This is a genomic window from Paenibacillus sp. S25 (assembly GCF_019454085.1).
Lineage (GTDB): Bacteria > Bacillota > Bacilli > Paenibacillales > Paenibacillaceae > Paenibacillus > Paenibacillus polymyxa_B.
This window is the reverse complement of sequence record NZ_CP073683.1, coordinates 947,254-972,144: the sequence shown is the minus strand read 5'-3', so window position 1 is coordinate 972,144 and position 24,891 is coordinate 947,254. Positions and strand designations below refer to the sequence as shown.

Below are 24,891 nucleotides of genomic sequence, written 5' to 3'. Positions count from 1 at the left end.
TAAATTATAGACCCAAACTATGAAAAACGATAGAAATATGCATTGGATTTATAATAACACTCCTTATATAATAATGACATAGAAAGAATGTGAATAATTTCACTTATCTGTAGGCGTAATGTAATACCGCTGGACGATGCCTACCTAGGCCATTGATCTAAAACTTAAGTTGGGAGTTACACTTATGAAAAATCCTTATATCAGAATGGCAGCAGGGCTTTACATCAACTATTTTCTTCTGGGTATGATCAATGTTATTCTCTCGTCGAATATGAGCTTCCTGACCGTCCAATTGAACACGGATAAAGCAGCCATCGGCTATCTGGTGTCCGCGATTGGGATCGGTAAGTTGCTCGCTCTCGGGGTAGCCGGAAAAATGTCAGACAAATACGGAAGAAAACCACTCATTGTTATTGCATCATTTGCTTATTTAATCTTTCTGATTGGCATTCCGCTTGCACCTAACTATTCGTTGGCATTCGTGTTTGCCATTATCGCAGGGCTTTGCAACTCTATGATGGATTCGGGAACGTATCCTGCATTAATTGAAGGCTTTGGAAAAAAAGCCGGATCTGCAACTGTACTGGTCAAAGCATCCATCTCTATCGGTGCTATTGTGATTCCGTTCATGATTGCATTCTTTATTAATCACGATATGTTCTATGGATATTCCTTCTTTATTCCAGCAGGAATTTATCTGCTGAACGGTATCTTCTTATCGATGACAGCTTTCCCTAACCACAAAGCAGAGGAACAAAAGGCTCCAACCGAGGCTGCCCAATCCACAGATATTTTCCGCAGCGAGCCTAAGTTTTGGCAAGAAGGTTTATCTCTAATTATTATCGGTTTTACTTCTACTGTATTGTTCATGATCGTGCAGCTATGGCTTCCTACCTTTGGACAAGAGGCCCTGGGCATGGACAAAGCCAGTGCCATTAAACTGCTGAGCTACTATAGTATAGGTTCATTGGTTTCCGTTATTCTGTTAGCTGTGGTACTTGGTAGATTCATTAAACCGATTACCGTCATGATTGTATATCCGTTTATTGCCCTGCTTTCTTTGCTAGCTTTAATTACATGGCACAATCCTGTCGCTACTTTGATCAGTTCATTCTTGATCGGCTTGTCTACCGCAGGCATATTCCAAATTGCCCTCACGGTTATGACGGAATTTTTCCGCAAGAACAAAGGCACTACGACTTCTCTCGTGAACATAGCAGCCAGTCTTTCGTTCATCCTGATGCCTCTGGCTACCGGGGGCATGTCCAAAAGTTTGGGAATTACCTCGGTATTCATTCTGGATATTGCGATTGCTGTAGTCAGTATTTTGCTGGCCGTGTTTGTTGCTTATCGATATAAAAAAGTATTTCATTAAACTACACAGATTACTTGGAGGCTTATATCATGAAAAATGCTGGACGTATTGACGGAAGAACACAATTAATCGGACTGCTTGCTACACCAATCGGACACTCTTTATCCCCGGCTATGCATAATCTTGCGTTTGAAAAGCTGGGCCTGAATAACGCTTATATGGCCTTTGAAGTAGGAAATGAACAACTTGAAGAAGTGGTACGGGGGATGCGCGCTCTGAACATACGTGGTTATAACGTGTCCATGCCTAACAAAACAGCTATTTTACAGTACCTTGATGAGCTGGACGACAGCGCTAAATTTACAGGTGCAGTCAACACCGTCGTGAACACAGATGGTAAACTGAAAGGCTATAGTACAGATGGATCTGGTTATGTTCGTAACTTGCGTGAACACGGCATTGACCTGAAAGGTAAGAAAATGACACTTGTCGGCTCTGGCGGCGCAGCTACACCGATTGCTATTGAAGCGGCTCAAGCAGGTCTGGCTGAAATTTCAATCTTTGCCCGTAACGATCAGTTCTTTGCTCGTGCAGAAGAGAATGTCCGTATTATTAATGAAGATATGAAACACACCCAAGTTAAGGCGAATATCTATCCATTGGAAAATCAAGAACAGCTACGTGAAGAGATCCGCACAAGTCATATTCTCGCTAACGGTACAGGTGTTGGTATGAAACCACTGGAAGGCAAAAGTGTGATTGAAGATGTGTCCATGCTTCGTTCCGACCTGATCATAACCGATGTAGTGTACAGCCCAGCTAAATCCAAGCTGATGGAACAAGCCGAATCCGTAGGTGCAACTGCCATTAACGGTCTGGGCATGATGCTGTGGCAGGGCGCATTGGCCTTCGAACTGTGGACAGGCCAAGAAATGCCAGTCGCTTATATTAAAGAACAGCTTTTTGCTGATAAGCTGTAAACATAAAGCTACTAACAAACGCATCAAGCAATGAATTCCTTCTATTATATACTCATTTATGTACTCAAAAGACTATGCTCGGCGAATGAACACTTCTACCGGGCATAGTCTTTTTATTAATCCTTATAAGGGTCAAATTCATTAGCCCCAGCCATGCATACCCCAATAGGCTTCAGTTCATGCATAACCTCCACGGTCTCGGAATGAGCGTCCAGTACCTCGCGAAGTTTACGGTAGACGAACGGGCTTTCATCTGTACCAGCTCCGCGCAGCTCGACACCATAGTTCCGAACGGCCTCCTTCATTTGTACATCCGTGATTTGTCCACCACTCCGTGTGCGGGTTTTCCAATTCATTTTACCGGCTGCCTGGGTACGACTCATAATACGACCTGCCCCATGAACTGTACTATAGTAGGAATCCCGATTTTCTACCGTATCTTTTCCGCGTACAATCACCGAAATATCGCCCATGCTTCCTCCAATAAAGCCCATCTGGCCAGGTGCCGAGGGAGTAGCGCCTTTGCGGACCACAATGGTGTCACGCCCATCATGCTGTTCTTTCCATGCGTAATTATGGTGGTTATGCACAGTAAAGTCTGCTTCGGTCCCCATAATACCAAGCACTTGTTCTATCACGTAGTCACGTCCAGCAAGGCGCATCGCACGGTAGTACATGTCCCCCAGCTCACTGTTCATATCCAGCAGCACAGGCGGCTGATCCATATGCTCTCCCGGCGCCTTTCCGAGAAACTCTCGTCCAGCGGCCAAGTTTAGAAACCCACTTGCTGTTTTGTGTCCAAAGCCCCGGCTACCAAAATGATTGGCAATCCAGACCTGTCCTGTCGCTTCCTCCACAAATACATCAACAAAATGATTACCACTCCCTACTGTACCCAGCTGTTCTCTCGCCAAGGACTTCAGTTTGTCATGTTCTTGTTTCCCAATCGCCGCATATACTGCCCAATCCGGGTCATCGAACAGCTCATGGTCTACCTGAATCGCATTCACACGGCCTACGCCGAACGAAATATGACGTGCAATCTCATCCATCACAGCTGAAATACGCGACATAATATCTGCTGCAAACAGCTTGGTTCTTACTGCCTTATTCCCGCAACCGATATCATACCCGACACCTGAAGGCGAAATTTGTCCGTCATACACCATCACACCGCCAATCGGCTGACTGTAGCCTTTATGATGATCTGCCATCAGCAGCGCTTGAATCACATTACCGTTTTCGGCACATGTACGAGCTTGAGATAATGCCCCTGGATCAGGTGCTCCCCATACTCGTACTCCATTGATTTCTTGATAAACCATCGTCGTTTCATCCTCCTGTAAGTCACTCCATGTTTCAACTTGTAAAGTCGTTAATTGCATTATGTACGTTTTACCAGCTTCCGAACAGGGCGTAAGTATTACAAGTACAATAGTAGATATCCCCTAAGAAAATGAAAAAGGATACCCATGCAGCCAAACAGACTGTAGGATATCCTTTTATGATCATTTAGAAACCATTAAATCAATTTTACTGATATTTTTTGATGATTCCGAATTGATCCACAATAAACGGTTTAGCATCATTTTTGTTTTGATCAATTTCGTACGTTACGGCTGTAAGTTTATTTTCGTCTACAGTGATGCCAACAAAATTCTGTACTTGTCCTCGTGTGGGTCTACGATTGTCACTCGGATCTGGGCCATATACTGCCGCATGATTCTCTTCAGCTAGTTCAAAGAGATTATAATACTTATCTCCAAGTTTTTCGCTTGGATTCTTGTAGTAGACTTTGGGGCCAGCGGTTGCTGGGATGACATAAATACTTCCATCTGGATTCACACTATATTCAATCGTCTTATCATTTAATGTATCTTTTAATTTGGTTGACGTTGTTGCTTTACCCTCTTTGTTGATTGGCTTCGTACGAGCGTAAATATGATCGTGCCCTTGCACAACAAAGTCGATATCTAGCTCGGCCATTAATGGCGCGATCTGGTTACGAACTCCGTTATTATCTATGATGTCAGAGTCTGTTGCATGATTAGAGGTAGTGTAGGGACCTTTATGAATGTTAACAATGATCCACTTTGCACCTGCCCTTTTGGCTGCCGCAGCATCTTTCTTTAACCATTCAACTTGATCTTCAGAAAAATTGGCATATTTCTCTGAGTCCTCATTGGAGTTCAGTACGATAAAGTGAGCATTGCTGTAATCAAAGGAGTAGTACGCTCCTGTTTTAGTAGCAGAACCAGCTGGTTCATTGATATTAAAGTGATCATAAAAAGCGTAGTTCTCATCCTCGTGATTACCTGCTGAAGGAACAATGGTTGTATTCAAAAGACTTTTTTGTGAATGTCCCAACAACCAGTCCCACTGCTCTTCTTTGGTACCCGTGTCTACGATATCTCCGTTGTGGACTACAAACTGAGCATTACCTACGGTTTGTAGTGCTTTTTCGAGCGTTTGTGAAGATAATATGGCTTCATCTTCGCTTTTTGCTTGTGTATCAGCTAGATCAATGAAGGTAAATTCGCCGCTCTTAGGAGCCGTTTGAAACGTGCCTGTTTCGCTCCATATCCCGCGCGCTGCATCACCCACACGATAATAATAAGCTGTGTCCGCTTGAAGACCTGTAGCTACAGCTTTATGGACAAGCTCTTCTGCAGAATTGGTCGATGGAGAGGAAGTGCCTTCAAATGTAAGAGCACTCGTAAAATCAGCTTCAGAAGCCGTTTTCTTGATTACTTGAACAGTGCTCTTCGTGAAAAGTTTTGAAGTATACCAAGTAAATCCTTTGGAGACTTTTGTGTCTCCATAAAATGTAGCTGTAACTTTACTAATCCCTTGACCTGTATTCCCTGATGACTCCGCATGTACAGGTAAGGCTGACATGCCAGTAATCAAACCTAGTGCAAGAGCAACAGACATAGATGTTGCTGACCACTTTTGAAACTTCTTTAACATGTGTACACTCCTCTGTGCAGTTAATATGTAAAAGTTATAAATACGATCATAACAATCAAATGTTAATACGTTGTTTTTGGAAATATAGTACTTTGTAAAAATGAGGTTATGAGTGATCTAGCGATTGAGGAGCAATGATAGCAGCTTATAAGAAAATGAAAAAGGATATCCATGCAGCCAACCAGACTGTAGGATATCCTCTTCAACTATAACATTCATATTAGGTGGCTCTGCTATGCCATGTGTGGACTTGGCTTACTGTGCCGCTGAATGCGTACGCTTAAAATCTTCCTTCACCGCAACCAGTAGTGTTTCATTCACCAGTAGCTCCAAGCCTGGCAAGGCTAACGCCTTGGCTCCAATCACTAAGGCTTTCTCACCCTTCTCAGAGCCAGCCGCTTCCCTGAATTCCACCGTATGAGCGATGAGATCATCTGGACCGATCTTAATGTAAGCATGTGCAGTCGGGATAACATGGCTTACATTTCCCGCATCCGTCGAACCCAGTCCGGCACGAGGGCCACGATCCAGCTGTTCTCCCAGCGCTTCCAGTTCACGACCTACTACCTCATCCAGGGTATCGTTCAGAATGAAATCACGCACTTCATTTTGAAAACGTTCGATTTTCACAGTGGCTCCTGTTGCCAAAGCAGCAGCATCTGCGATATGGCGAACTTTCGTGGAAACCTCCTCTGTGCGCTGCCAAGTACTTGCCCGAATGAAAAAGCGTGCCGACGCATAGTCCGGAATGATATTGGGCGCGTCTCCTCCATGCGTAATGATGCCATGAATACGCACATCGGTCGGCAGTTGCTGACGCAAAGCATTGATACCACTGAACAACTGCAGCACCGCATCGAGCGCATTGATTCCCTGCTCTGGTGATCCTGCGGCATGAGCCGCTTTGCCGTAAAAATGAAAATCTAGCGGATCAACTGCCAGACTTGGTGAGGTCAGCCGGGTCACACCGGATGGATGAATCATCAGTGCAGCATCAATCCCTTCGAACAGCCCGTGCTTCACGAAGCTGCCTTTTGCACTGCCATTAGGACCGCCTTCTTCCGCTGGTGTACCGAACACATACACCTCACCTCCCGTTTCGTCGATCACCTGCGCCAAGGCGATGGCTGCTGCCGTGCTTGCGGTTCCGATAATATTGTGGCCACAAGCATGACCCAGACCGGGCAATGCATCATATTCAGCCAAGTATCCGATTTTCGGACCTGGTCTAGCAGAAGCCTTACGGGCAACAAATCCGGTTTCGTGTCCCGCTACATTACGAGTTACCTCAAACCCCGCTTGCTCCAAAATACCCGTCAGTGCCTGGGAAGCTTGAAATTCTTGATTGCCGATTTCGGGATTAGCATGAATAAACCGGCTCGTTTGCGTGTAAAGCTGACGAGACTCCTCAATTTTCTCATGCTTACACTTTTTAGGGCTACAAAGCCAAATAAGGCTAACCGTATATTTGCAAAGTTTGCAAAATCGGCAGCCCTTTGTACATTGTACTCTCGATCATTCCACTGACTAATGTGTAGAAGTATTTTTCAAATCTGCTTCATAACGAAGGCCGAATTGTTGTCTTGCCTCCTCCATCACTTCAGCGACTGTAAGTGAACACTCCAAGGAGTTAATGGAACTGTTGCGTTCACCACTCTTGATCAAATCAATAAATTCCTGAATTTCATAATACATTGGCTCACGCGTCTGAGCTTTGGTTAGATCCTCAATCGTGCCGTCCCGATAATGAATTTTCACCTCATAGGGCTGACTAATTTTGTCGATCACCATCGTTCCATTCTCACCCTGAATTTCAGCAGGCAGATAGGAATCTGTAATTTTGGAATACATGACGGTAGCATCCATATCAGGATACTTCATCACGATACTGCCCTCGCCATCGACACCAGAGGATAAAAGTACACCAACCGCCCGAACCTCCTCAGGTTTGCCAAACAAAGTCACCATAGGATACAAACAATACACTCCAAGGTCCATCAAGGAACCATTGGAAAAGGCCGGATTAAACGCATTCAATACCTTACCTTGCTTAAAAGCATCAAAGCGTGAGGAGTATTGACAGTAGCTTGCAAAATAACGCCGAACCCGGCCTATTTTATACATATGATCCTTTATTATTTTAAAGTTAGGCATAAGTGTGGATTTAACGGCCTCCATCAGCAGAACATCGTTGTTGCGCGCGGCTTCGATCATGCTCTTCACCTCTGCTGTATTAGACGCAAAAGGTTTCTCACACAACACGTGCTTTCCGTGATTCATACATAAGATCGCCTGCTCCGCATGTAAGGAATTGGGGCTGGCAATATATACGGCATCGACCTGATCACTTGCCGCCATTTGCGCCAGGTCTGTAAAAACCTCCGGCTGGCTATTATATTTGTCAGCAAAAGCTTTGCCCTTATCCTCTGTGCGTGAGTACACCGCCGTCAGGGAAAATTCGTCCGTCTCCATCGCAGCTTGAATAAACCTCTCTGTTATCCAGTTGGTTCCAACAATACCAAAACGCATCACAGTATCCCATCCTTCCCGTGAGTCATTACAATTCATATGTACCTATTCTCGCATTCCAGCCTAAACTTGTCCACTATACCGTTAGTCATATCTCATGCTTTAACATGTTCATTCAACAAAAAAAGACTGTAGTCTATCAGCATGATTTATACTGATTGTACCACAGTCCCTGTTATTTATTTGGGGTTATATCTCTATTTTTTTGATATCACTTTTCCTACTTCTTCCAAAATGGCATCCATGGAAGCTGGGTCGTGTACATCATATTCATCAATGTTCAGACGCAGTACAGGACAGGCATCAAATTCGTTGATCCAATTGGAATATCTGCGATGCATTTGCTCCCAATAAGAACGCTCGGTCTGGATCTCCATCTCGCGACCGCGCTCCTCAATCCGACTCAGTATGGAGGGCAAGCTGCCTTCCAAATAGATCAACACATCAGGGTGCGGGAAAAACGGTGTCATCACCATCGCCTCAAACAGGCTAGTATACGTTTCATAATCGGTAGGGTTCATCGTTCCCTGATCGGCATGCATTTTCGCAAAAATGCCTGTGTCCTCATAAATAGAACGATCCTGCACAAAACCTCCACCAGACAAGAAAATATTCTTTTGTTCCTTGAAGCGTTCCGCGAGAAAATAAATTTGCAAATGAAAGCTCCATCTTTCGAAATCGTGATAAAATTTCTCCAGATAGGGATTATGATCGACCTGCTCCAAAGAGGTTTTAAAACCAAGGCGTCCGGCCAAAGCACCAGTCAGCGTGGATTTACCTACACCCACTGTACCCGCTACCGTAATCAGGGCATTCGCAGGAATATTGTAATTATTCACTATATAAGCTCCTTTACATCGGAAACAATTTGTTTAAATTGTGCCTGATTTTCTACAAAATCAATTTCATTCCCGTTCACGGTCAATATACGAGGGGAAGGGGACTGTTCAGCGAGAAACTGAATGCCTTTATCATAATCTATTATCAATTGCTCCAGATAGGCGGGGTCCATCTCCTGTTCAAAAGAGCGTGCACGCTTGCGAATTCTCCCCAGCAAGGTATCCAAATCTGCTTTAATATAAATGATAATGTCCGGCTTAGGCATATCATCTGTGAGCAGATGATAGATTTGACGATATTTTTCGAGCTTCACACCCTTAAGCGTACGTTCAGCAAAAATTAAATTCTTGTAGATATGGTAATCAGAAATAACGGGCTGAGCTTTCTCGATATATTGCAGACCAGTATCCTCCAACTGCTTATACCGATTGCAGAGAAAGAACATTTCCAGCTGAAAACTCCACTCATCTATATTTTGATAAAATTTATCGAGAAATGGGTTCTCCTCGACAATCTCTTTGATTATCGGTAAATGTAGCTCGGTTGAAAGCATCGAAGCTAACGTCGTTTTACCTGCTCCGATTGGCCCTTCAACGGCTATAAATGGGGCTTGTTTCATGCAGTTCTGCTCCTCCTTGTACTCCAGTCCATCCTGTGGACAACTATCCTATTGTATCACAAGGTAGTACGCTAAAGGCATACCAAATCTATGGATAAAACAAAAAAAACAGAGCGCTACATTTTGCTTCATAGCGTCCCTGTTTCTCATTTAAACCAACCTTTTTCATTAAAACGTGTAATCGCCTCGATCCGGTTACTGACACCCAGCTTATCGAGAATGACTGAAATATAATTGCGCACAGTCCCTGTCGTTAAATACAGTTCACCAGCAATCTCTTTTGTATTCTTTCCGTCAGCGATGAGCGCCAAAACGGTCTTTTCACGCTCTGTTAGCGGGTTGACTTCGGCATAAGCATCATCGACCAGTTCTGGAGCGTAAATACGTCGACCTGCCATAATACTTCGAATGGAGGAAGCCAGCTCTTCACTGGGACTGTCCTTGAGCAGATAACCGTGTGTCCCCGCCTTGATCGCTCGTTCAAAATACCCGGGGCGAGCAAACGTAGTTAAAATCAGTACCTTGCAGTTCAAGGCTTTGAGTTCCTCAGCCGCATCCAATCCGCTCTTTATCGGCATTTCGATGTCCATAATGCATATATCTGGCTGGTGCAGCTTCACCAGTTCTATAGCTTCTTCCCCGTTGCTTGCTTTTCCGACTACTTTCATGTCCTCTTCCAAGTCTAGCAGGGAGGCTAGAGCACCCAGCAGCATACGCTGGTCCTCCGCGATAACAATTCGAATCATGGCCCCACCTCCTCATTTGGCTTTTCAGGGATATTGGGCACTTTAATGACCAAGGTCGTTCCCCGATCTGAGCGAAGCTCCATACACCCGTTCACGAATTCGAGCCTTTCCTTCATTCCTTGCAGGCCATTTCCCCGAAAGGCCCCATTTTCCCCCGTAGCACCGACTCCATTATCCTGAATCCGAAGGGTTAATTCCTTACGAGACGGCTCAATGGTGATGGAACAAGCGGTGGCTCCACTGTGCTTAACCACATTTGTCACTGCTTCCTTCATACACATACTAAGTACATTTTCATTCATTAATGATGTATGCTCCAGCTTCGGGTCGCCCTCCAAGGTCAATTCAATGTGAGCAGCCTTTAAGATCTGCCGAATACGTAACAGCTCATCCTCTAGTCGCATACCGCGCATTTGAGTAACCATTTCCCGCACCTCTTTTAACGCGCTTCTCGCCGTGAGACGAACATCGTTAATTTCAGCATGAGCCCGCTCCGGGTACTGATCCATCAGTTTGCCCGCCAAATCGCTCTTCAACCCGATGAGTGACAGCTTCTGACCTAAGGTATCGTGCAGATCACGCGCAATTCTTTGCCGTTCCTCCAGCTTAATCAATTCCGATATTTTCTTATTGGCATCCTCTAATTGGACCTGGAGCCGATCGCTTTTGTTGCGATTAAAATTCGTAATCGGAAGGAGAATCACACCGATCAGATTGAGCAGGATAAAAGGAATCTGTTTAATAAAGACGGGATTCTGAGATACAAAACCGTAATTGATCAATCCAATCGTAATAACCATTAAAATTATATACAGCGTCGTAAATGCAGCCTTACTTTTAATATTACCGATCAAATAGGCGATAAATATGGAAAAATACATATAGCTAAACAGCAGTGTCATGGTAATCGATATGGCAATCTGTACACTGGTCCAAAAGTATATGAGCCAGCCTTTTGAGACAAAAGCCAATACATAACATGCAAAGAATACCAAAATAATAGCAGTACCCAGAATAATATGACTTGTAGATGAAGAGCTAAAGTAGTAAAAGGGCAGGATATAAAAGACGACCCACACGTAAGGACTAAGCCCTGTATTTCTTTGGAAAATCTGATACCATTTTTGCATCCTGCCACCCTCTTCTACTTCACATGACTTATATCCTTTATCTTATCATACCACTGGTCTCGTCTGCTCGAAAGCACCAAAGGTGAAGCCTTTCCTGGGGGTGCCCGCCGCTTACGCACTCATGAATGATAGTTCACCCATGCCCCTCATTCGAGAAATAGCTGCCGATCAATAACTGTGAACCGCAAATGAACACTTTGATTAGAAGCGTCCATTTTGCGGGAACTGATCTCAAGCTTAAGCCATTCGCTGTACACTCCACCCACTGCACCAGATCGTGCTTTGAAATGGGACTGGTCTATATTTCTGATCAGCTCGTTCATGAATTATACATACCTGACATTATTAAATTTCTTTTCTATATCTTTAGCAAATTTTCCGCCCTCATCGGCTAAATGTTTTCTCATAAAGAATCCACCAAAACCATTTATCCATGCTGCAAAAGCCAGTAGCCGAGATGGAAAGTCCGCTCCAATCGTACAACTAAATTCGCAAGAGTTGTTATCAACAGGCGTGACCTTCATTTCCCATGGAACTCCAACGATGGCAGGTATCCATCGCCATATATATGCTTCTGTCTTGTCAGAGTAGAAACGCAAATGATCCTTTGTGTACTCTTTTAATTGATAGTGCTGAACAATCATCTCATTCCCCATATTTTCCACATTAACCATATAGAATTCACCATTTTCAAAATAACTGCCCATTGCCTTGTGAGCTTTTGAAAATGATTCATATTCAGCTGGAGTCATCTCAGTTACCCATTTGTACAAATCCACATTTTTAGCTGCAATCTGCAATTTAAATTTCTTTGTCATTCTCATCTTCACTATCCTTCTTTCCTGTAATTTTTCTTGTGAGTTCATCGTGCCAATTCATAATCATTTGAAAATATTCTTTGCCAAACATCAACGTCGCGTTCTCATATACATCCATCTCATGAACGTGCTTCTCTTCTATTAAGGCAAGCTTGTTATATTCACAGGCGACAGTGGTTTGAAAGCTGGCAATCAAACGAACAACCTCAAGGTCGTCAAGATATTTATAGAAGAAAAGTTTACTCAAATACTCATAATTAAAAGGGGAAAAAGTACATGGTGTTTTTAACCATTCTATAAATTCAACCTTCCCTTTTTCCGTAATACCATATGATTTTTTGAATCTGCCTTCCTCTACCACTTCTTCATAGTTGATAAGCTCCCCCTTTTCCATTTTTTTCAGCATAGGATATATGCTTCCGAAGCTGGCATCAATAAAGTTGGAAGTGCTTATCGTCATCTTCTGCTTGATTTCATATCCTGTCATATCCTTTTCGCAGAGGAACCCAAGTATTACATAAATCAACATAAAAACTATTCCTTCTTTCCTGGCATAGTGAATTATCCTTCTGAAATCAAAGGGAACTTATCTCTGTTTATATGTAGTTAATTTTTTATATATAATCGATATATATCGTTTCGATATATAAAAAGTAAAGGTTGACGATCGATTTGTCAATAGCGCTTGCTAAAAAAAGAATGAAAAGTACTGTATTTTCAATATAAACAAAAAAATCCAAAAGGATGTTATCCCTTTAGATTTCTCAAAGTAAACTGCAATTTTTCAACATCTCTTCAGAAGAGTTTTGTACAAAGTTATTTTCTTTCTGTGCTTACAACAGGTGTAGGGATGGGTTTCGTAACTGCAACACGTTTGCTGAGGAGCGGCTTCACTTGTTTAAAGGTCAAAAAGGTTTTCGTATTTTCATCCCAAAGTCGGAACTTCAAAGATTGCAGACTGCTACTCACTGTGATCGTGGTTGCCTTTTGAAGTAACGGTGTCGCTTCATGCGCTTTTTCCAAATTATAATTTGGCACTTTAGGACTCAAGTGATGAACGTGATGAAATCCGATATTGCCCGTAATCCATTGCAATACTTTAGGAAGCTTGTAGTAAGAACTGCCTTCTACGGCTGCATTAATATAACTCCACTCTTCATCATGCTCAAAATACGAATCCTCAAATTGGTGTTGTACATAGAACAGCCAGATTCCCAACATACCAGATACAAAAAAGATAGGTGCCTGTACCAGAAGGAAAGCCTGCCATCCAATAGCCCATGACAACAGTGCGTACAATACAACGATGGATATATTCGTCACATAGGTGTTCATTTTTTCCTTGCGTTTGGCTGTCTTGATATTAAAGCGATAGGAAATCAAAAAAGTATAGATCGGACCTAGTCCGAACATAACCCAAGGATTTCGATATATGCGATAGGCCAACCGTGTCCATGTGGAAGCCTCTGTGTACTCTTCTACCGTAAGCACCCACATGTCACCTGTGCCTCTTTTATCCAGATTACTGCTGGTTGCATGGTGGATCGCGTGACTATTTTTCCATTGGTGATAAGGACAGAGCGTAATAATGCCTGTAATCGTTCCCACAATGTCGTTCAGCTTGCGGCTTTTGAAGAAGGATTGATGACCACAATCATGAAAAATAATAAACGTCCGTACCACAAACCCCGATGCAACAATGGCAATTGGAAGTGTGAGCCAGTACGAAACCGACAGACTAAGATAAGCAGCATACCACAATAGGATCAGTGGACCCAAGGTATTGATGAGTTGCAGAACGCTGGATTTTGTGTTTATTTTCTCGTAGGGAGCCATATTTTTTTTCAATTGGGCTAATGGGAGTTGTGTCATACTCATTATGATCCTCCTTTAAAATGACGCCTATACCTTGATCCTGTTAGGCGTACATGTTGATCTAATCTCAGTATAAGGTAAAGCCTCTAGGCGCTGTAGTCATAAACGTCAGCTCGGGTATATGACATTTGTCATATAGACAAGTAACACAACCCGTTTTCCAAATGTTCGCGGGTTTCTTTTCTGATGATTATTTGTTAAAATATAAGGTATAATAACGCTGTATGTGACTGGCGAAGTCAGTGGAATGAACCACGAGGGAGCATACAAAAAAAGCGTACCGTTCGCCTGGGAGAAGTATTTGCAGAGGATTCGTCTGTCTTGACGACCTTGTGCAAATACTTTTTTTCGTTTTAAGACCATGACACCCTGTTGATAAATCATGCGATAAATTCAGAGGAGGCTCGGACGATGGCTATAATCATGAAATCCAAAGAAGCAGCTGAGCAAGTATATGCAACGATCCGTTCACAGGTAGAAAAAATGAAGCAGCAAGGACACCGTCCCCATCTGGCGACCCTATTGGTAGAAGGCGATCCGGCATCTGCATACTATGCACGGACCAAGCAAAAAATAGCGGAGAAGCTGGGCATCTCATTTCATCTCCATACTTTTGATCGTCATGTTAGCGAAGCCGAGCTACTGCACCTGATCGGCAGTCTGAACGATGCATCCCATGTACATGGCATTATGCTGGAACTGCCGCTTCCCCAACATCTTTCTGCCTCCGTTATTAAACAATCCATCGCCCCCTACAAGGATATTGATGGAATAACACCTGATAACAAGCTGGCTACCGTAACAGGTGACGCCGGACTATATCCCGCAACACCTCAAGCCTGTATCGAGCTGCTCAAGCATTACGGTCACACCTTGGCAGGCAAAAATGTCACTCTCGTGGGCATCGGGCAGACAGTGGGACTTCCCCTTTTCCACATGCTGCAAAGAGAAAATGCCACCGTTACCGCCTGTCATGCAGGTACGCGTGATATCGCAGAGCATCTGAGCCATGCAGACATTGCCTTCGTTGCAGTCGGATGCCCTGATGTGATTACGCAGGATATGGTCCATCCTGGTCTGATTCTCGTGGATGCAGGAATTAACGAGACGCTGGAAGGAAAAATCGTGGGTGACGCTGCTTCAAACGTGGGTGAAAAGGTACATGCCATTTCTCCGGTTCCCGGCGGTGTTGGCACCTTAACGACTGCGATTTTGTACAAAAATCTGCTCAAAGCGATACATCTGCAACACTACTCCAGAGAGGTGGTCTATTCATGAGTGAACTGTCGTGGAACAATTCCATCGGACATTTTCTGCAAGAGGCTGCAAGTGCAGCGCCTACCCCCGGCGGAGGAAGTGTATCCGCATTGGCTGCGGCACTAGGCGCGGCTATGACCTCCATGACCGCCAACCTTTCACAAGGAGAAAAATATGCGCACATCCATGAACAAATCACGGATGTCATTAGTAGCATGGAAAGATTGTCTACACATTGTGAGGAACTAATGGTCGCAGACATCCAATCCTTTGAACAGTACATGACCGCACTGCGCTTGCCCAAGGAAACAGACGAAGAAAAGCGCTATCGTACCCATTCCTTACAGACAGCGGTGATCGCTGCCATTGAGGTACCCATGCGTCTGCTGGAAGTATGCCGGGACGGATTGTCGCAAGCCTACAACATTGTGGAAATGTCCAATAAAAATGTGATTTCGGATCTTGGCATCGGCGCGATCCTGTTCGAAGCAGCAGCTCAATCTGCCCTGCTTACCGTCGACATTAACCTTGCTTCGCTGAAAGACTTGGACGTCAAATACTCCTATGAGACCAAGACAGCCGCACTCATCCGTGAAATCGGACAAATCAAAGACCAAACCTTGTTGATGGTGCGCAGTCGAATAGCGAATTAGTCTGCTCATAACCGTGTTTAACCTGTTCCAAAACATTTCTTCAAAAAATAACTGATTGGATACAAAAAGAAGATACTATTGAAATTACGACGAAATAGTCAATAAAAAACCAGTCCAAACATGATTCATGTTGGACTGGTTTTTTATGCTATATACTGCGTATATTATACGACTTCCTATCTGTTTTGGACAATTCGTCACAACGCAGAATCTCACACCTATTGTTTAGCTTTATTCTCTTTTTCTCTTTCGACCAGCATATCTACGATCATATCAATTTGCCCGGTAATAGCGATTGGATCATAGCGATAATATGTATCAAAATCGTTAAAGAACACTCTATTGTTCTTTACCGCAGGAAGATTCCCCCATACAGCGGACGATTTCAGTTGCTTGAGCGCGTCACCCTTTTTCTCCGGGTCATACGTAGTCAGGAACATATAATCTGCGTCATACTGTGGCAATACCTCCATCGAAAGCTGCACCGTTTGTTCCTTGGAGTTCGCTGTTTTCTTTGGCATGTTCAGTTTGAGCGCATTGTACACAGCTTGACCGCCCCGCCCCGCATTGTCGCCAAAGATCCAAAGTGCGTTTTTGTCCGTCAGCTCATACAGACCGAAAGTCGCCTTTTCGTCAATCACACCTTTAAGACGTGCGCGACCTTCAGCGGCCTTTTTATCAAATGCAGTAATAAATTGCTCAGCCTTCTCCTTTTCCCCGGTGATATCGCCGAACAGCTTGACCGTATCATAGATATTAGTCGTCGTACCGTACGGAATGTACAGGGTAGGTGCGATTTTTGAAAGAGCCTCATAATTCGTATCCTTCATAACCACGATCAGATCGGGTTTGAGTTCCAGCGTCTTTTCCAAATTGGTCGGATCACCCACCTCTTTGGTTCCTTTTTCCTTCAGCAAATCGGTCAGAAAAGGATTTTGAAACGCAGTCGGCTCCACACCCACCACGTTAGCACCCACGGACAGCAATTCTCCGCCGTAAAAATCCGTTACAATGCGCTGGGGCTTAGCAGGAATTTGAATATCCCCTTTAACCGTTTTAAAGCTTCTAGTCTCTCCAGTAGTAGCCGACTCTTGCTTATCTCCTGAAGATGAAGCCGGATTACTTCCATTGTTATTTCCGCCGCAAGCGCTGATGAATACAGACAATACAAGTAACATAGCTGTCATCATAAAATACGATTTTCTTTTCAACTGATTAGCCCCCTATATATTGTGAAGATGATCTTCCCGATACACATGATAATGATTATCAATATCGTAAGAAATATATCAAGCGTCGTCCTTACTGTCAACTGAAAAACGAACTTTGCATCATTTCACTTTAAAAATGAAAAGACCTGCCAAAATGATGGCCAGGTCTTTTTTCGTGGAGCCGTCTCAAAAACCTACACATTGGGGCTAGGTTGCTGAAGGCTGCTTTCTGGTGGTCGCTGTTTTGTTTTATATTCTTCTCCCCAATCCTTCATCAGGTTAATAATCGGGATCAGCGTTTTTCCAAATTCAGTTAGAGAGTATTCGACCTTAGGAGGAACCTGTTGGTAGACTTCACGGTGAACGACTCCGTCCTCTTCCAGCTCACGCAATTGGAGTGTCAGCATACGTTGAGTAATTCCCGGACAGATCCGCCGAAAATCACTAAATCGCTTAGTCCCATACATAAGATGATATAAAATAATCCCTTTCCATTTGCCCCCAATCACGTCCAGCGTGAACTCAACTGGACACGCCTGATCATTTCCAGCGGTACATTCCCCAAAGCCGCCTTTCCGATTGCGCATAGGCTTTTCTCCTCCTTGGTATCATTTTATATACTACAGCACATTAATGTGCGTACTTCAAAAACGATCATGTATATTCTAATATTAAGCATGTCACTTGGTAAGCGTCAATTTTAATCACATCCATAAGGAGTGGAATAACGATGGAAACCTTAACTACTACTAAAGATCAAATCTTATCTGCATACGAGTTCAGACATGCAACGAAGGAATTTGATAGCCATAAGAAAATTAGCGATTCTGACTTCGACTTTATTCTTGAAACAGGCCGTTTATCCCCGAGTTCGTTTGGCTTTGAACCCTGGAAATTTGTTGTCGTTCAGAGTAACGCTATGCGTGAGAAGCTGCTGCCTTACTCTTGGGGGGCCCAAAAACAACTGCCAACAGCCAGTCATTTTGTACTCATCCTCTCTAGACTTCCTGAAGATATGGTAGCCTCCTCCGATTATATCAAGAGTATGATGGAGAACGTGCAGCAATTACCCGCTGAAGTGATTCAAGGCAGAGAGAAAGTGTATGATGCCTTTCTCAAATCAGATTTTGGGCTGGAGGAAAATAAAAGAGCCTTGTTCGAGTGGGGCTGCCGACAAACCTACATCGCACTGGGTAACATGATGACTGCCGCAGCTCAAATCGGCATTGATTCCTGTCCTATCGAAGGTTTTAATAAACAGGAAATCGAACGCATCCTCTCCGAAGAAGGCATTATGGATGCCGAACATTTCGGTATTTCCTGTATGGTGGCATTTGGATACCGTCTGAACGAGCCGCGAGGCAAAACCCGGCGATCTGTAGATCAGGTTATTGAATGGGTGTAAAACCTTTTCTCTAAAACAAAGGGGCGTCCCACAACCATTTCCATGGCTGTTGGGACACCCCCTTTTCATAAAACCTCAAGTCTTAAAAATTCTGTCATTCCAAACCCTTACTGATAGTTTACTTCTTCTGCAAAGTAAATCTCCTTCAAACGATCCTTTACGCGCTGAATTTCATCTGCTGTTAACGGAGCTGTAGGATGCAGCTTAAAGTTCCTTCCAGTGACATAGCTTACATCCGTGTTCTTATCCAGATTGTATGCCATCTTCGGAACCGGACTTCGGGTATAGTCAGTAAAGTCAATAATGGACCATGCCGCATCTCCATCCTCCTTGGATAAAATAATCCGCTGTGAGGCGTTTTCAGTCCACAAGTAACGCAGATTGGCTGGTGAATTATTGGAGTCCATAACTGCCTTAAAGCCTGAGCCTCTAAACATGAGCGAAAACTCCGTATGATCATTACTCAATCCAGCTACCGATTCATAAATCTGTTTCAGCCCGTCCACGCCCACAATCTCAACCTCACGGTCAACAGGGAAGTGATTCACAAAGTTCTCCCATATTTGAGACATGTTATGGTTTTTGGCAAGCCAGTTGACATCCAAAATAATGGACATGTAGTTTACTGTATTCAAACGTTGATACGGGTTATCTAAATACTGCTGCGCTATATACAGTTGTGGTGCCGCATCCGTTTCGGTCACATATGGATCGCCCGGATGGAGAGTCCAACGTGAGGAATCTTTGGTATAACGTGATCCAATCGGATCAATCGTAATCGAGTTCATAAATACGATACCGCTATTATTTGTAAGCCCCTGTGCCGGAACAATCGGATTATCCTTATGGGACCAGTAAGGCATCAAAGGTGACCCCTCACCATACATGTTGTTCACATTATACTGTGTAGCCGACCACCCCATCGCTGAGGTGATCTTAAAATGATCCTTAAGCCATTGGGCCTGCTCAGGATTCACCGTAAAGCCGGTCAATGATTTAGGCAGATACTTTCGATATTGGTCTGTATCCATGCTTTCAAACACCGAAGGTGATCCCAACGAACCAGATTGGTGCAGCTCATTGAGTGCATTATAACGATACATATACAACCACTCGTTCATCTGTGCTTCCCATTCAGGGAGACCAAACAGATTATTCGGATACCCATCCAAAATTCCGACTTCATCGCCATACTGATCCACGTATTCCAAAACCTTTTTAAGCTGCGGACGATTTGATTCCACGAAAATAAATCTATTTTCCATGGCCCACGTCACTTTTACGTTGGGACCAAAGTGATCCATCAGTAATTGACGTGACTGCTCAATTTGCTCTACCGTGGTCGTACTGCCCGCATCTTTTCCCTGCAGCATCATGGAGATAGCAAAATATTGCTTTTTGCGTGCTCCTGGTACTACAGTTAACTCGGCATTGGATATAAAGTGAATTCCCTGAGAGGGTGACTCAACCTCAATCTTGAATGGAATGACAGAGTTCAATGCAGGAATCAGATGCAGATTGGCAATATGTCCATCCTCGTCAAATATCCCTCTGGAATCCTCTATCCGAAGCTTTAAATCTGACGGCAATAGACCGGACGGTATGACCTCTCCCTTTGCATTTTGAAATACATAGGGCATGCTCCAGCCATCAGGGTCTAGAGTCGTGGCCTGTGGAATGGTGTACGTCGCCAAATATACGGACCTGATTACACTTGGGTCCTCTACCGGAGGAGTCATTCCTTTCACGATCAGCTTGGTCTGTGCTTTAAGCACCTGATGGGGTTTAGCAATGATGACTTCCATCTCTACAGGAATGTAACCATCAGCAGCAGGTATATTTTCGGAATGCGCAATTTTCCCATGTTCATCAAATACACCTAATGTGTCACTAAATGTGTAAGTAACACTTGTGACGCTTACAGCGGGAATGCTTACCAAGTGCCCTTTATTGTAGAGATCAAAGGACAGCTGATACGAAGGATACGTTTCCGGTTGATTGACCAACTCGGGCGCCTTGATTACGACCTCATCCACTAGAAAATCCGAAGAATGGTCCGGTGGTTCTGAGGGAGTCACTGGTGGTATCACTGGCGGTATGACTGGTGGTGTCACTGGTGGTTTAGGACCGGGATCTGGTCGCACAACTGGCGGTTCCGGGTTCGGCTCTGTAGGTGTTACCGGAGATACCGGTGGATCGGGTCTTGGACTGTGGCCTTTAGGCTCTTCGATCTCCGGATTCGCACGCTGGTGACTAATTTCTGGCGCCAGGTCGACCACGATCTTCTTCGATTCCAGTGGACTGGCTAGCTGATTCGTCGTTGCAGTTCCATTTCCTAATGACTCCAGCAAACGCTTGGCACGTTCTCTCAGACCGTCGCCACCTAGCCATATCCGATACGCTACCAGTGTAGCATCCTGCCGTCTCACAGACTCTTTGGGATGGAAATAATGATTCGTATCCCCCTCGATCAGCTCCAAACGTTCCATCAGCCATACGCTCGTTTGTGCATAGTCTGATATATCAGACTGATCCACAAAACTGGATCTATCGGAAGCGCGGGTATCTTCAGAGACACCGAAATACCTGGCATACCACACTGCCATATCCTGACGAGTCATATTGTGTTTTGCACCAAATAACTGATCACTAATTCCTTTGGTAATGTTCTCTGCTTGCAAGGTCTGCACATAGGGCAGAGCCCACGGTGACACATCACTAAAAGGAGTAATGCTTTTGTTAACCGAAGTTCGTTTTAAGGTTTTAGCGAAAATACTCGCCCATTCCTGCCGCGATATAAAATGTACAGGTCGAAAACTACCATCCTGATAACCCGTAACATACCCTTGAGCAGCCATGGCTTCAATTGCATCAGCTGCGTAGGAATGTTCAATATCGTTAAAGGCCCTGTCTGCAAAAACAGGCACAGTATGTATACAGAACAACCAAACAGCCAGTAAAGCAGCGATGTACTGCCTAATTTGTTTTAACTTTTTTTCACATTTCATATTATTTTGGATTCTTGCACCTCCTTTACAATATAGCATCAGGTTACTTGCACCTGGACTTCTGTGTAAATTCCGAAAATTATTTCTTTTGTTTTCAAACGGATTTCATTTCAATTAACACCAAACTGTATATACTTGAATTATCGGAATAATATCCCTAGGATTGAATAAAGACAGCAAAAAAAGTAGTTATATATTACGGTTCCATCCGTAAAATTGTCATTATTTTAAAGGCATATATCCCGATCTTTTAAAATGGTTTTCATTGGGAATTAAATTTTCAGCATTTTTTTCATTACTAAATTTTCTAATGCGAGCATCACAATAAAAAAGATAACATCATGTATAAAGCACCATACACAATGTTATCTCTTCTTTTGTTTTTATTGGCTATCTCCATCATCTGTTGATTCTTTGTTGCCAGCACCATTTAAAACATAATAATAACCTTCTGAAATCCCATCTTGCGGATAAGCTGCAGGATCTTCGCTGGTTACTTGACCTACAAGCTCCCGATTGTTAAACGTGTGAGGACCTTCCTCTATTAGCGCCTCAGCAGACATCCCACTGATAAGTCTTACGGTACTGGACCAGAATGTAACTAAATATATATCGTTAGCATTAAATTGAAAGCGTCCTTCACTGGGTGTCCCCTCATAAAACAGCTCAGACAAAGAAGCCGCTTCTGACCCTCTCATAAAAATTTGAATATCACTAGTTCCATTCCATCTATGAGGAATTCCGCCTCTTGGATTTATATACTCTACAACCTCAGGCTCTTGATCGCGAAGAAAATCAGTAACTGTAAATTTGTACACATCATCCGTTATACTCTCGGTTACAACTCCAGTTGTTTTCCCTGTTTTATAGCCACTAAAATCTCCATACACATTTGGGGTTTGACTTAAAGCTGCAAAAAACCTTTCCTGATCCATATATTCGACTCTTCCAGGTACCGCAGTCAATCTATATGTCCTGACCTCAGTGCCCTTGTACTTATCCCAAGTATATTCTGTAGCTGCATAAGATACTCCACTATTCCAGCTCACAGATGCCACCATGAGAATACCTATCATCAATAATAATGGCCATTTTTTCAACACTATACCCTCAACCTCTTTCTCCAAGTACACTCAAATCATTATTAGCATTATAGCTTTTCAATAATTCTATTAACAGTTAAATATTAGAAGAAAATAAGTTCAATCATAAATACTTGAACATGGAATGTATGAGTATACCTTCGCATTCTCTCTTGTAGCTTAGTCTGTATTATTGCTCACAGCAGCATCCACACCAGCCTGTCCCGTATTGTCCAAATTGGTGGTCTATGTAGTTGTTGCTTCTTGGAGTCATCGCCTGTGCTCTTTACCTATTAGTGCTACTTACAGTCGGATGGTTCTTCGTTTAGCGGGTACCATTCTCCCTCCTTTTTTTGTATTTATTTGAAGTCCCACGGTCTGACCTTTAAAATATATAATGTACTAGGCGTTATATAGGAAGGGGGAACTTATCTATGTTTAAGAAAATGGATATTTACAGAATCCTCACTTTAATATTTGCTGTAGTTGTTATGATCTCTTCCTCTTTATCACTCGCATACCCAGACACCTATAGGGACTCATACAAAATCGCGCAATTTTTTCTAGGGTTTATATTTTTATTTTCTGGAATTACAGAGTTTAAGGCTAACCGTAAGAGTATAGCAATAATGAACTTCTCAGTTTCCCTTCTCACTTTTTTTGTCTCTATATTTACACTTGTAGTGCGAACAGGATAACCACACGGTTCTATACCTCAGTAACAACCCTCCCATAGCCCTCTCCCTCGTCATGTAAAAGAAAAGCCGAGCGAACTCAGGATCATCTGAATTGCGCTCGGCAAATGTTACGTATTTAGCAATCTTTTAGTTTTCCTCTAATTCTTCAATTCTCTGCCGCTTTCCTATGCCAAAGACAAAATATCCAACAATGACGATCGCCATGAATGATGCCCCGACAATCAACGACAAGCGTGTGTCTGGATTAAACCACATTCCAACGATCACCAGCAACAAAAAGATAATGGTGATGTAATTACTGATCGGAAAAAAACGAGACTTAAAGGTGTGATCCTTCATTTCGTCCTTCCACTTTTTCCTGAATTTAAATTGGCTGATGGCTAATGCAAACCAAGGCACCATACCCGGGAGAACACTGGCGCTGTAAATGTACAGAAACAGTTTGGAATCAGGCATTAGGTAGTTAAATAACACTCCTACCAGCAGCAAAGAAATGGTCGTAATAATACTATTTCTAGGAACACCGCTTGGGGAAACTTTCCCGAAAAACTTGGGAGCTTGTCCGTTCTTAGCTAATGTATATAACATTCTGCCCGCGCTGTAAATACCACTGTTGCAGCCGGACATCGCAGCTGTAAGTACAACAAAGTTAATGATACCCGCAGCAGCCACAATTCCTACCTTGGCAAAAGTCAGAACAAATGGGCTACCGATCTCGCCTATTTGGTTCCAAGGATAAATCGTAACAATAACAAAGATTGCACCCACATAGAAAATCAAAATACGCCAAATGATGTTTTTAATAGCTTTTCGCAGTGTCATTTTCGGATTTTCAGCTTCACCTGCCGTAATACCTACCATCTCTATCCCTTGGTAAGCCGCTGTTACAATGCAGAGTGCAAATAGAAACCCTTTCAAACCACCTGCAAAGAAGCCGCCCTGGCTGTACAGATTGGATAGACCTATCGGTTGCCCACCGTTACCGAGTCCAAAGAAGATCATCCCCGTACCCACTACTAGCATGAAGATGATGGCGACAATCTTAATCATCGCAAACCAAAACTCAAATTCCCCATAAAATTTCACAGCCGCCAAATTGGCCAATGCAATAATAATTACACCTGCCAAAGCCGGCAACCATTGCGGGATATCAGGGAACCAGTAGCCCACATATACCCCAATCGCAGTGACTTCCGCCATCCCTACGGTAACCCACAAAAACCAATAGCTCCAGGCGGTCAAGAAACCGGCTAAAGGGCTAATATATTTATGAGCAAATGTAGCGAATGAGCCTGTCACCGGTTCAAGAATCAGCATTTCCCCCATGATCCGCATGACAAAAAACATAATAATCCCAGCTAAGAGATAAGCCAGCAGCACTGAGGGACCTGCCCATTTTATCGTACTTGCCGATCCCATAAACAAACCGACGCCAATCGTACCTCCAAGCGCAATCAACTCAACGTGCCGTGGCTTTAGCCCTCTCGTTAATTGTTTCGATTCCAAAAGAACGCTCCCTTTCGTATATGTTCATCATCAAACGCTAATGATCCGGAAAACTGTCCCCAAACATTATTAACTTTTCAGACTGACGTGGTCGTGAGTGAACGACTACAAAGTAGTTCCACGATTCGTAAATATACAAGAAAACCACGTCCTATTTACCGTCCAAACCTTACTGTTTCTAAGACCGAGTCCGTAGCATTAGATGCATTGTATGACAAAAAACGCCTAAATACAACTGCTAATTAGCAG

At 43.5% G+C, this 24,891-nt stretch carries 22 protein-coding genes and 1 riboswitch; of the genes, 5 read left to right on the top strand and 17 right to left on the bottom strand.

Going from position 1 to position 24,891, the window contains the following annotated elements; all coding sequences use genetic code 11:
* Window positions 1-184 precede the first annotated feature (184 nt).
* Complete coding sequence (locus tag KAI37_RS04390) at window positions 185-1,375, top strand: MFS transporter (protein ID WP_071639680.1); 1,191 nt, start codon at window positions 185-187, stop codon at window positions 1,373-1,375.
* A gap of 29 nt (window positions 1,376-1,404) precedes the next feature.
* Window positions 1,405-2,295 carry a shikimate dehydrogenase gene (locus KAI37_RS04385; RefSeq protein WP_071639679.1) on the top strand — a complete coding sequence of 297 codons (891 nt, stop codon included), beginning with the start codon at window positions 1,405-1,407 and terminating at the stop codon, window positions 2,293-2,295.
* 116 nt (window positions 2,296-2,411) lie between these two features.
* Here the strand turns inward: KAI37_RS04385 and KAI37_RS04380 are convergent, their stop codons facing one another.
* The 12 genes from KAI37_RS04380 to desA all read right to left on the bottom strand — a co-directional run bounded on the left by KAI37_RS04380 (window position 2,412) and on the right by desA (window position 13,825).
* Entirely contained in the window at window positions 2,412-3,620 is a 1,209-nt protein-coding gene (locus tag KAI37_RS04380) for an RtcB family protein (RefSeq protein WP_220030791.1), read from the bottom strand.
* A 208-nt stretch (window positions 3,621-3,828) separates the two neighbouring features.
* Window positions 3,829-5,265, bottom strand: a complete 1,437-nt coding sequence (locus KAI37_RS04375; protein WP_071639677.1) for a purple acid phosphatase family protein — start codon at window positions 5,263-5,265, stop codon at window positions 3,829-3,831.
* A gap of 255 nt (window positions 5,266-5,520) precedes the next feature.
* The gene (locus KAI37_RS04370) at window positions 5,521-6,717 is read right to left on the bottom strand and encodes a M20 family metallopeptidase (RefSeq protein ID WP_220031436.1); all 1,197 of its coding nucleotides are present in this window, start codon (window positions 6,715-6,717) and stop codon (window positions 5,521-5,523) included.
* Between the two features lie 75 nt (window positions 6,718-6,792).
* Window positions 6,793-7,794 (bottom strand): Gfo/Idh/MocA family protein, encoded by a 1,002-nt coding sequence (locus tag KAI37_RS04365; protein WP_028542036.1) that lies wholly within the window; start codon window positions 7,792-7,794, stop codon window positions 6,793-6,795.
* Between the two features lie 197 nt (window positions 7,795-7,991).
* Window positions 7,992-8,633, bottom strand: a complete 642-nt coding sequence (locus KAI37_RS04360; protein WP_013308920.1) for a deoxynucleoside kinase — start codon at window positions 8,631-8,633, stop codon at window positions 7,992-7,994.
* Window positions 8,633-9,253: a deoxynucleoside kinase gene (locus KAI37_RS04355; RefSeq protein ID WP_023987130.1), complete on the bottom strand. Its 621-nt coding sequence runs from the start codon at window positions 9,251-9,253 to the stop codon at window positions 8,633-8,635. Before KAI37_RS04355 ends, KAI37_RS04360 begins: the two co-directional genes overlap by 1 nt.
* Before the next feature lie 146 nt (window positions 9,254-9,399).
* Window positions 9,400-9,999, bottom strand: a complete 600-nt coding sequence (locus KAI37_RS04350; RefSeq protein WP_013308918.1) for a response regulator transcription factor — start codon at window positions 9,997-9,999, stop codon at window positions 9,400-9,402.
* Window positions 9,996-11,129, bottom strand: a complete 1,134-nt coding sequence (locus tag KAI37_RS04345; protein ID WP_220030790.1) for a sensor histidine kinase — start codon at window positions 11,127-11,129, stop codon at window positions 9,996-9,998. Before KAI37_RS04345 ends, KAI37_RS04350 begins: the two co-directional genes overlap by 4 nt.
* Before the next feature lie 146 nt (window positions 11,130-11,275).
* Window positions 11,276-11,452, bottom strand: a complete 177-nt coding sequence (locus KAI37_RS04340; protein ID WP_220030789.1) for a hypothetical protein — start codon at window positions 11,450-11,452, stop codon at window positions 11,276-11,278.
* A gap of 3 nt (window positions 11,453-11,455) precedes the next feature.
* Complete coding sequence (locus tag KAI37_RS04335; protein WP_104496658.1) at window positions 11,456-11,953, bottom strand: hypothetical protein; 498 nt, start codon at window positions 11,951-11,953, stop codon at window positions 11,456-11,458.
* Complete coding sequence (locus KAI37_RS04330; RefSeq protein ID WP_220030788.1) at window positions 11,931-12,476, bottom strand: PadR family transcriptional regulator; 546 nt, start codon at window positions 12,474-12,476, stop codon at window positions 11,931-11,933. The genes KAI37_RS04335 and KAI37_RS04330 overlap by 23 nt, the downstream gene beginning before the upstream one ends.
* A gap of 287 nt (window positions 12,477-12,763) precedes the next feature.
* Entirely contained in the window at window positions 12,764-13,825 is a 1,062-nt protein-coding gene (gene desA / locus KAI37_RS04325) for a Delta(5) desaturase DesA (RefSeq protein ID WP_071639671.1), read from the bottom strand.
* Between the two features lie 213 nt (window positions 13,826-14,038).
* Window positions 14,039-14,123, top strand: a riboswitch (ZMP/ZTP riboswitch).
* 110 nt (window positions 14,124-14,233) lie between these two features.
* Between desA and KAI37_RS04320 the strand changes: the two genes are divergently transcribed.
* Complete coding sequence (locus tag KAI37_RS04320) at window positions 14,234-15,100, top strand: bifunctional 5,10-methylenetetrahydrofolate dehydrogenase/5,10-methenyltetrahydrofolate cyclohydrolase (RefSeq protein ID WP_023987125.1); 867 nt, start codon at window positions 14,234-14,236, stop codon at window positions 15,098-15,100.
* A complete protein-coding gene (locus KAI37_RS04315; protein ID WP_076293358.1) occupies window positions 15,097-15,732 on the top strand; it encodes a cyclodeaminase/cyclohydrolase family protein in 636 nt (211 codons plus the stop codon). Before KAI37_RS04320 ends, KAI37_RS04315 begins: the two co-directional genes overlap by 4 nt.
* A 218-nt stretch (window positions 15,733-15,950) precedes the next feature.
* Here KAI37_RS04315 and KAI37_RS04310 read toward each other — a convergent pair whose 3' ends face one another.
* Both KAI37_RS04310 and KAI37_RS04305 read right to left on the bottom strand, forming a co-directional pair.
* The gene (locus KAI37_RS04310) at window positions 15,951-16,943 is read right to left on the bottom strand and encodes an ABC transporter substrate-binding protein (RefSeq protein ID WP_081366803.1); all 993 of its coding nucleotides are present in this window, start codon (window positions 16,941-16,943) and stop codon (window positions 15,951-15,953) included.
* 194 nt (window positions 16,944-17,137) lie between these two features.
* A complete protein-coding gene (locus KAI37_RS04305) occupies window positions 17,138-17,530 on the bottom strand; it encodes a winged helix-turn-helix transcriptional regulator (protein WP_025721270.1) in 393 nt (130 codons plus the stop codon).
* Between the two features lie 143 nt (window positions 17,531-17,673).
* Between KAI37_RS04305 and KAI37_RS04300 the strand changes: the two genes are divergently transcribed.
* Entirely contained in the window at window positions 17,674-18,348 is a 675-nt protein-coding gene (locus tag KAI37_RS04300; RefSeq protein ID WP_023987121.1) for an NAD(P)H-dependent oxidoreductase, read from the top strand.
* 107 nt (window positions 18,349-18,455) lie between these two features.
* Here the strand turns inward: KAI37_RS04300 and KAI37_RS04295 are convergent, their stop codons facing one another.
* The 3 genes from KAI37_RS04295 to KAI37_RS04280 all read right to left on the bottom strand — a co-directional run bounded on the left by KAI37_RS04295 (window position 18,456) and on the right by KAI37_RS04280 (window position 24,642).
* Window positions 18,456-21,356, bottom strand: a complete 2,901-nt coding sequence (locus KAI37_RS04295; RefSeq protein ID WP_220030787.1) for an S-layer homology domain-containing protein — start codon at window positions 21,354-21,356, stop codon at window positions 18,456-18,458.
* Window positions 21,357-21,739: 383 nt separating this feature from the next.
* Window positions 21,740-22,462 (bottom strand): hypothetical protein, encoded by a 723-nt coding sequence (locus tag KAI37_RS04290; RefSeq protein ID WP_220031435.1) that lies wholly within the window; start codon window positions 22,460-22,462, stop codon window positions 21,740-21,742.
* An 800-nt stretch (window positions 22,463-23,262) separates the two neighbouring features.
* Window positions 23,263-24,642 (bottom strand): amino acid permease, encoded by a 1,380-nt coding sequence (locus KAI37_RS04280; RefSeq protein ID WP_028542026.1) that lies wholly within the window; start codon window positions 24,640-24,642, stop codon window positions 23,263-23,265.
* Window positions 24,643-24,891: the final 249 nt, after the last annotated feature.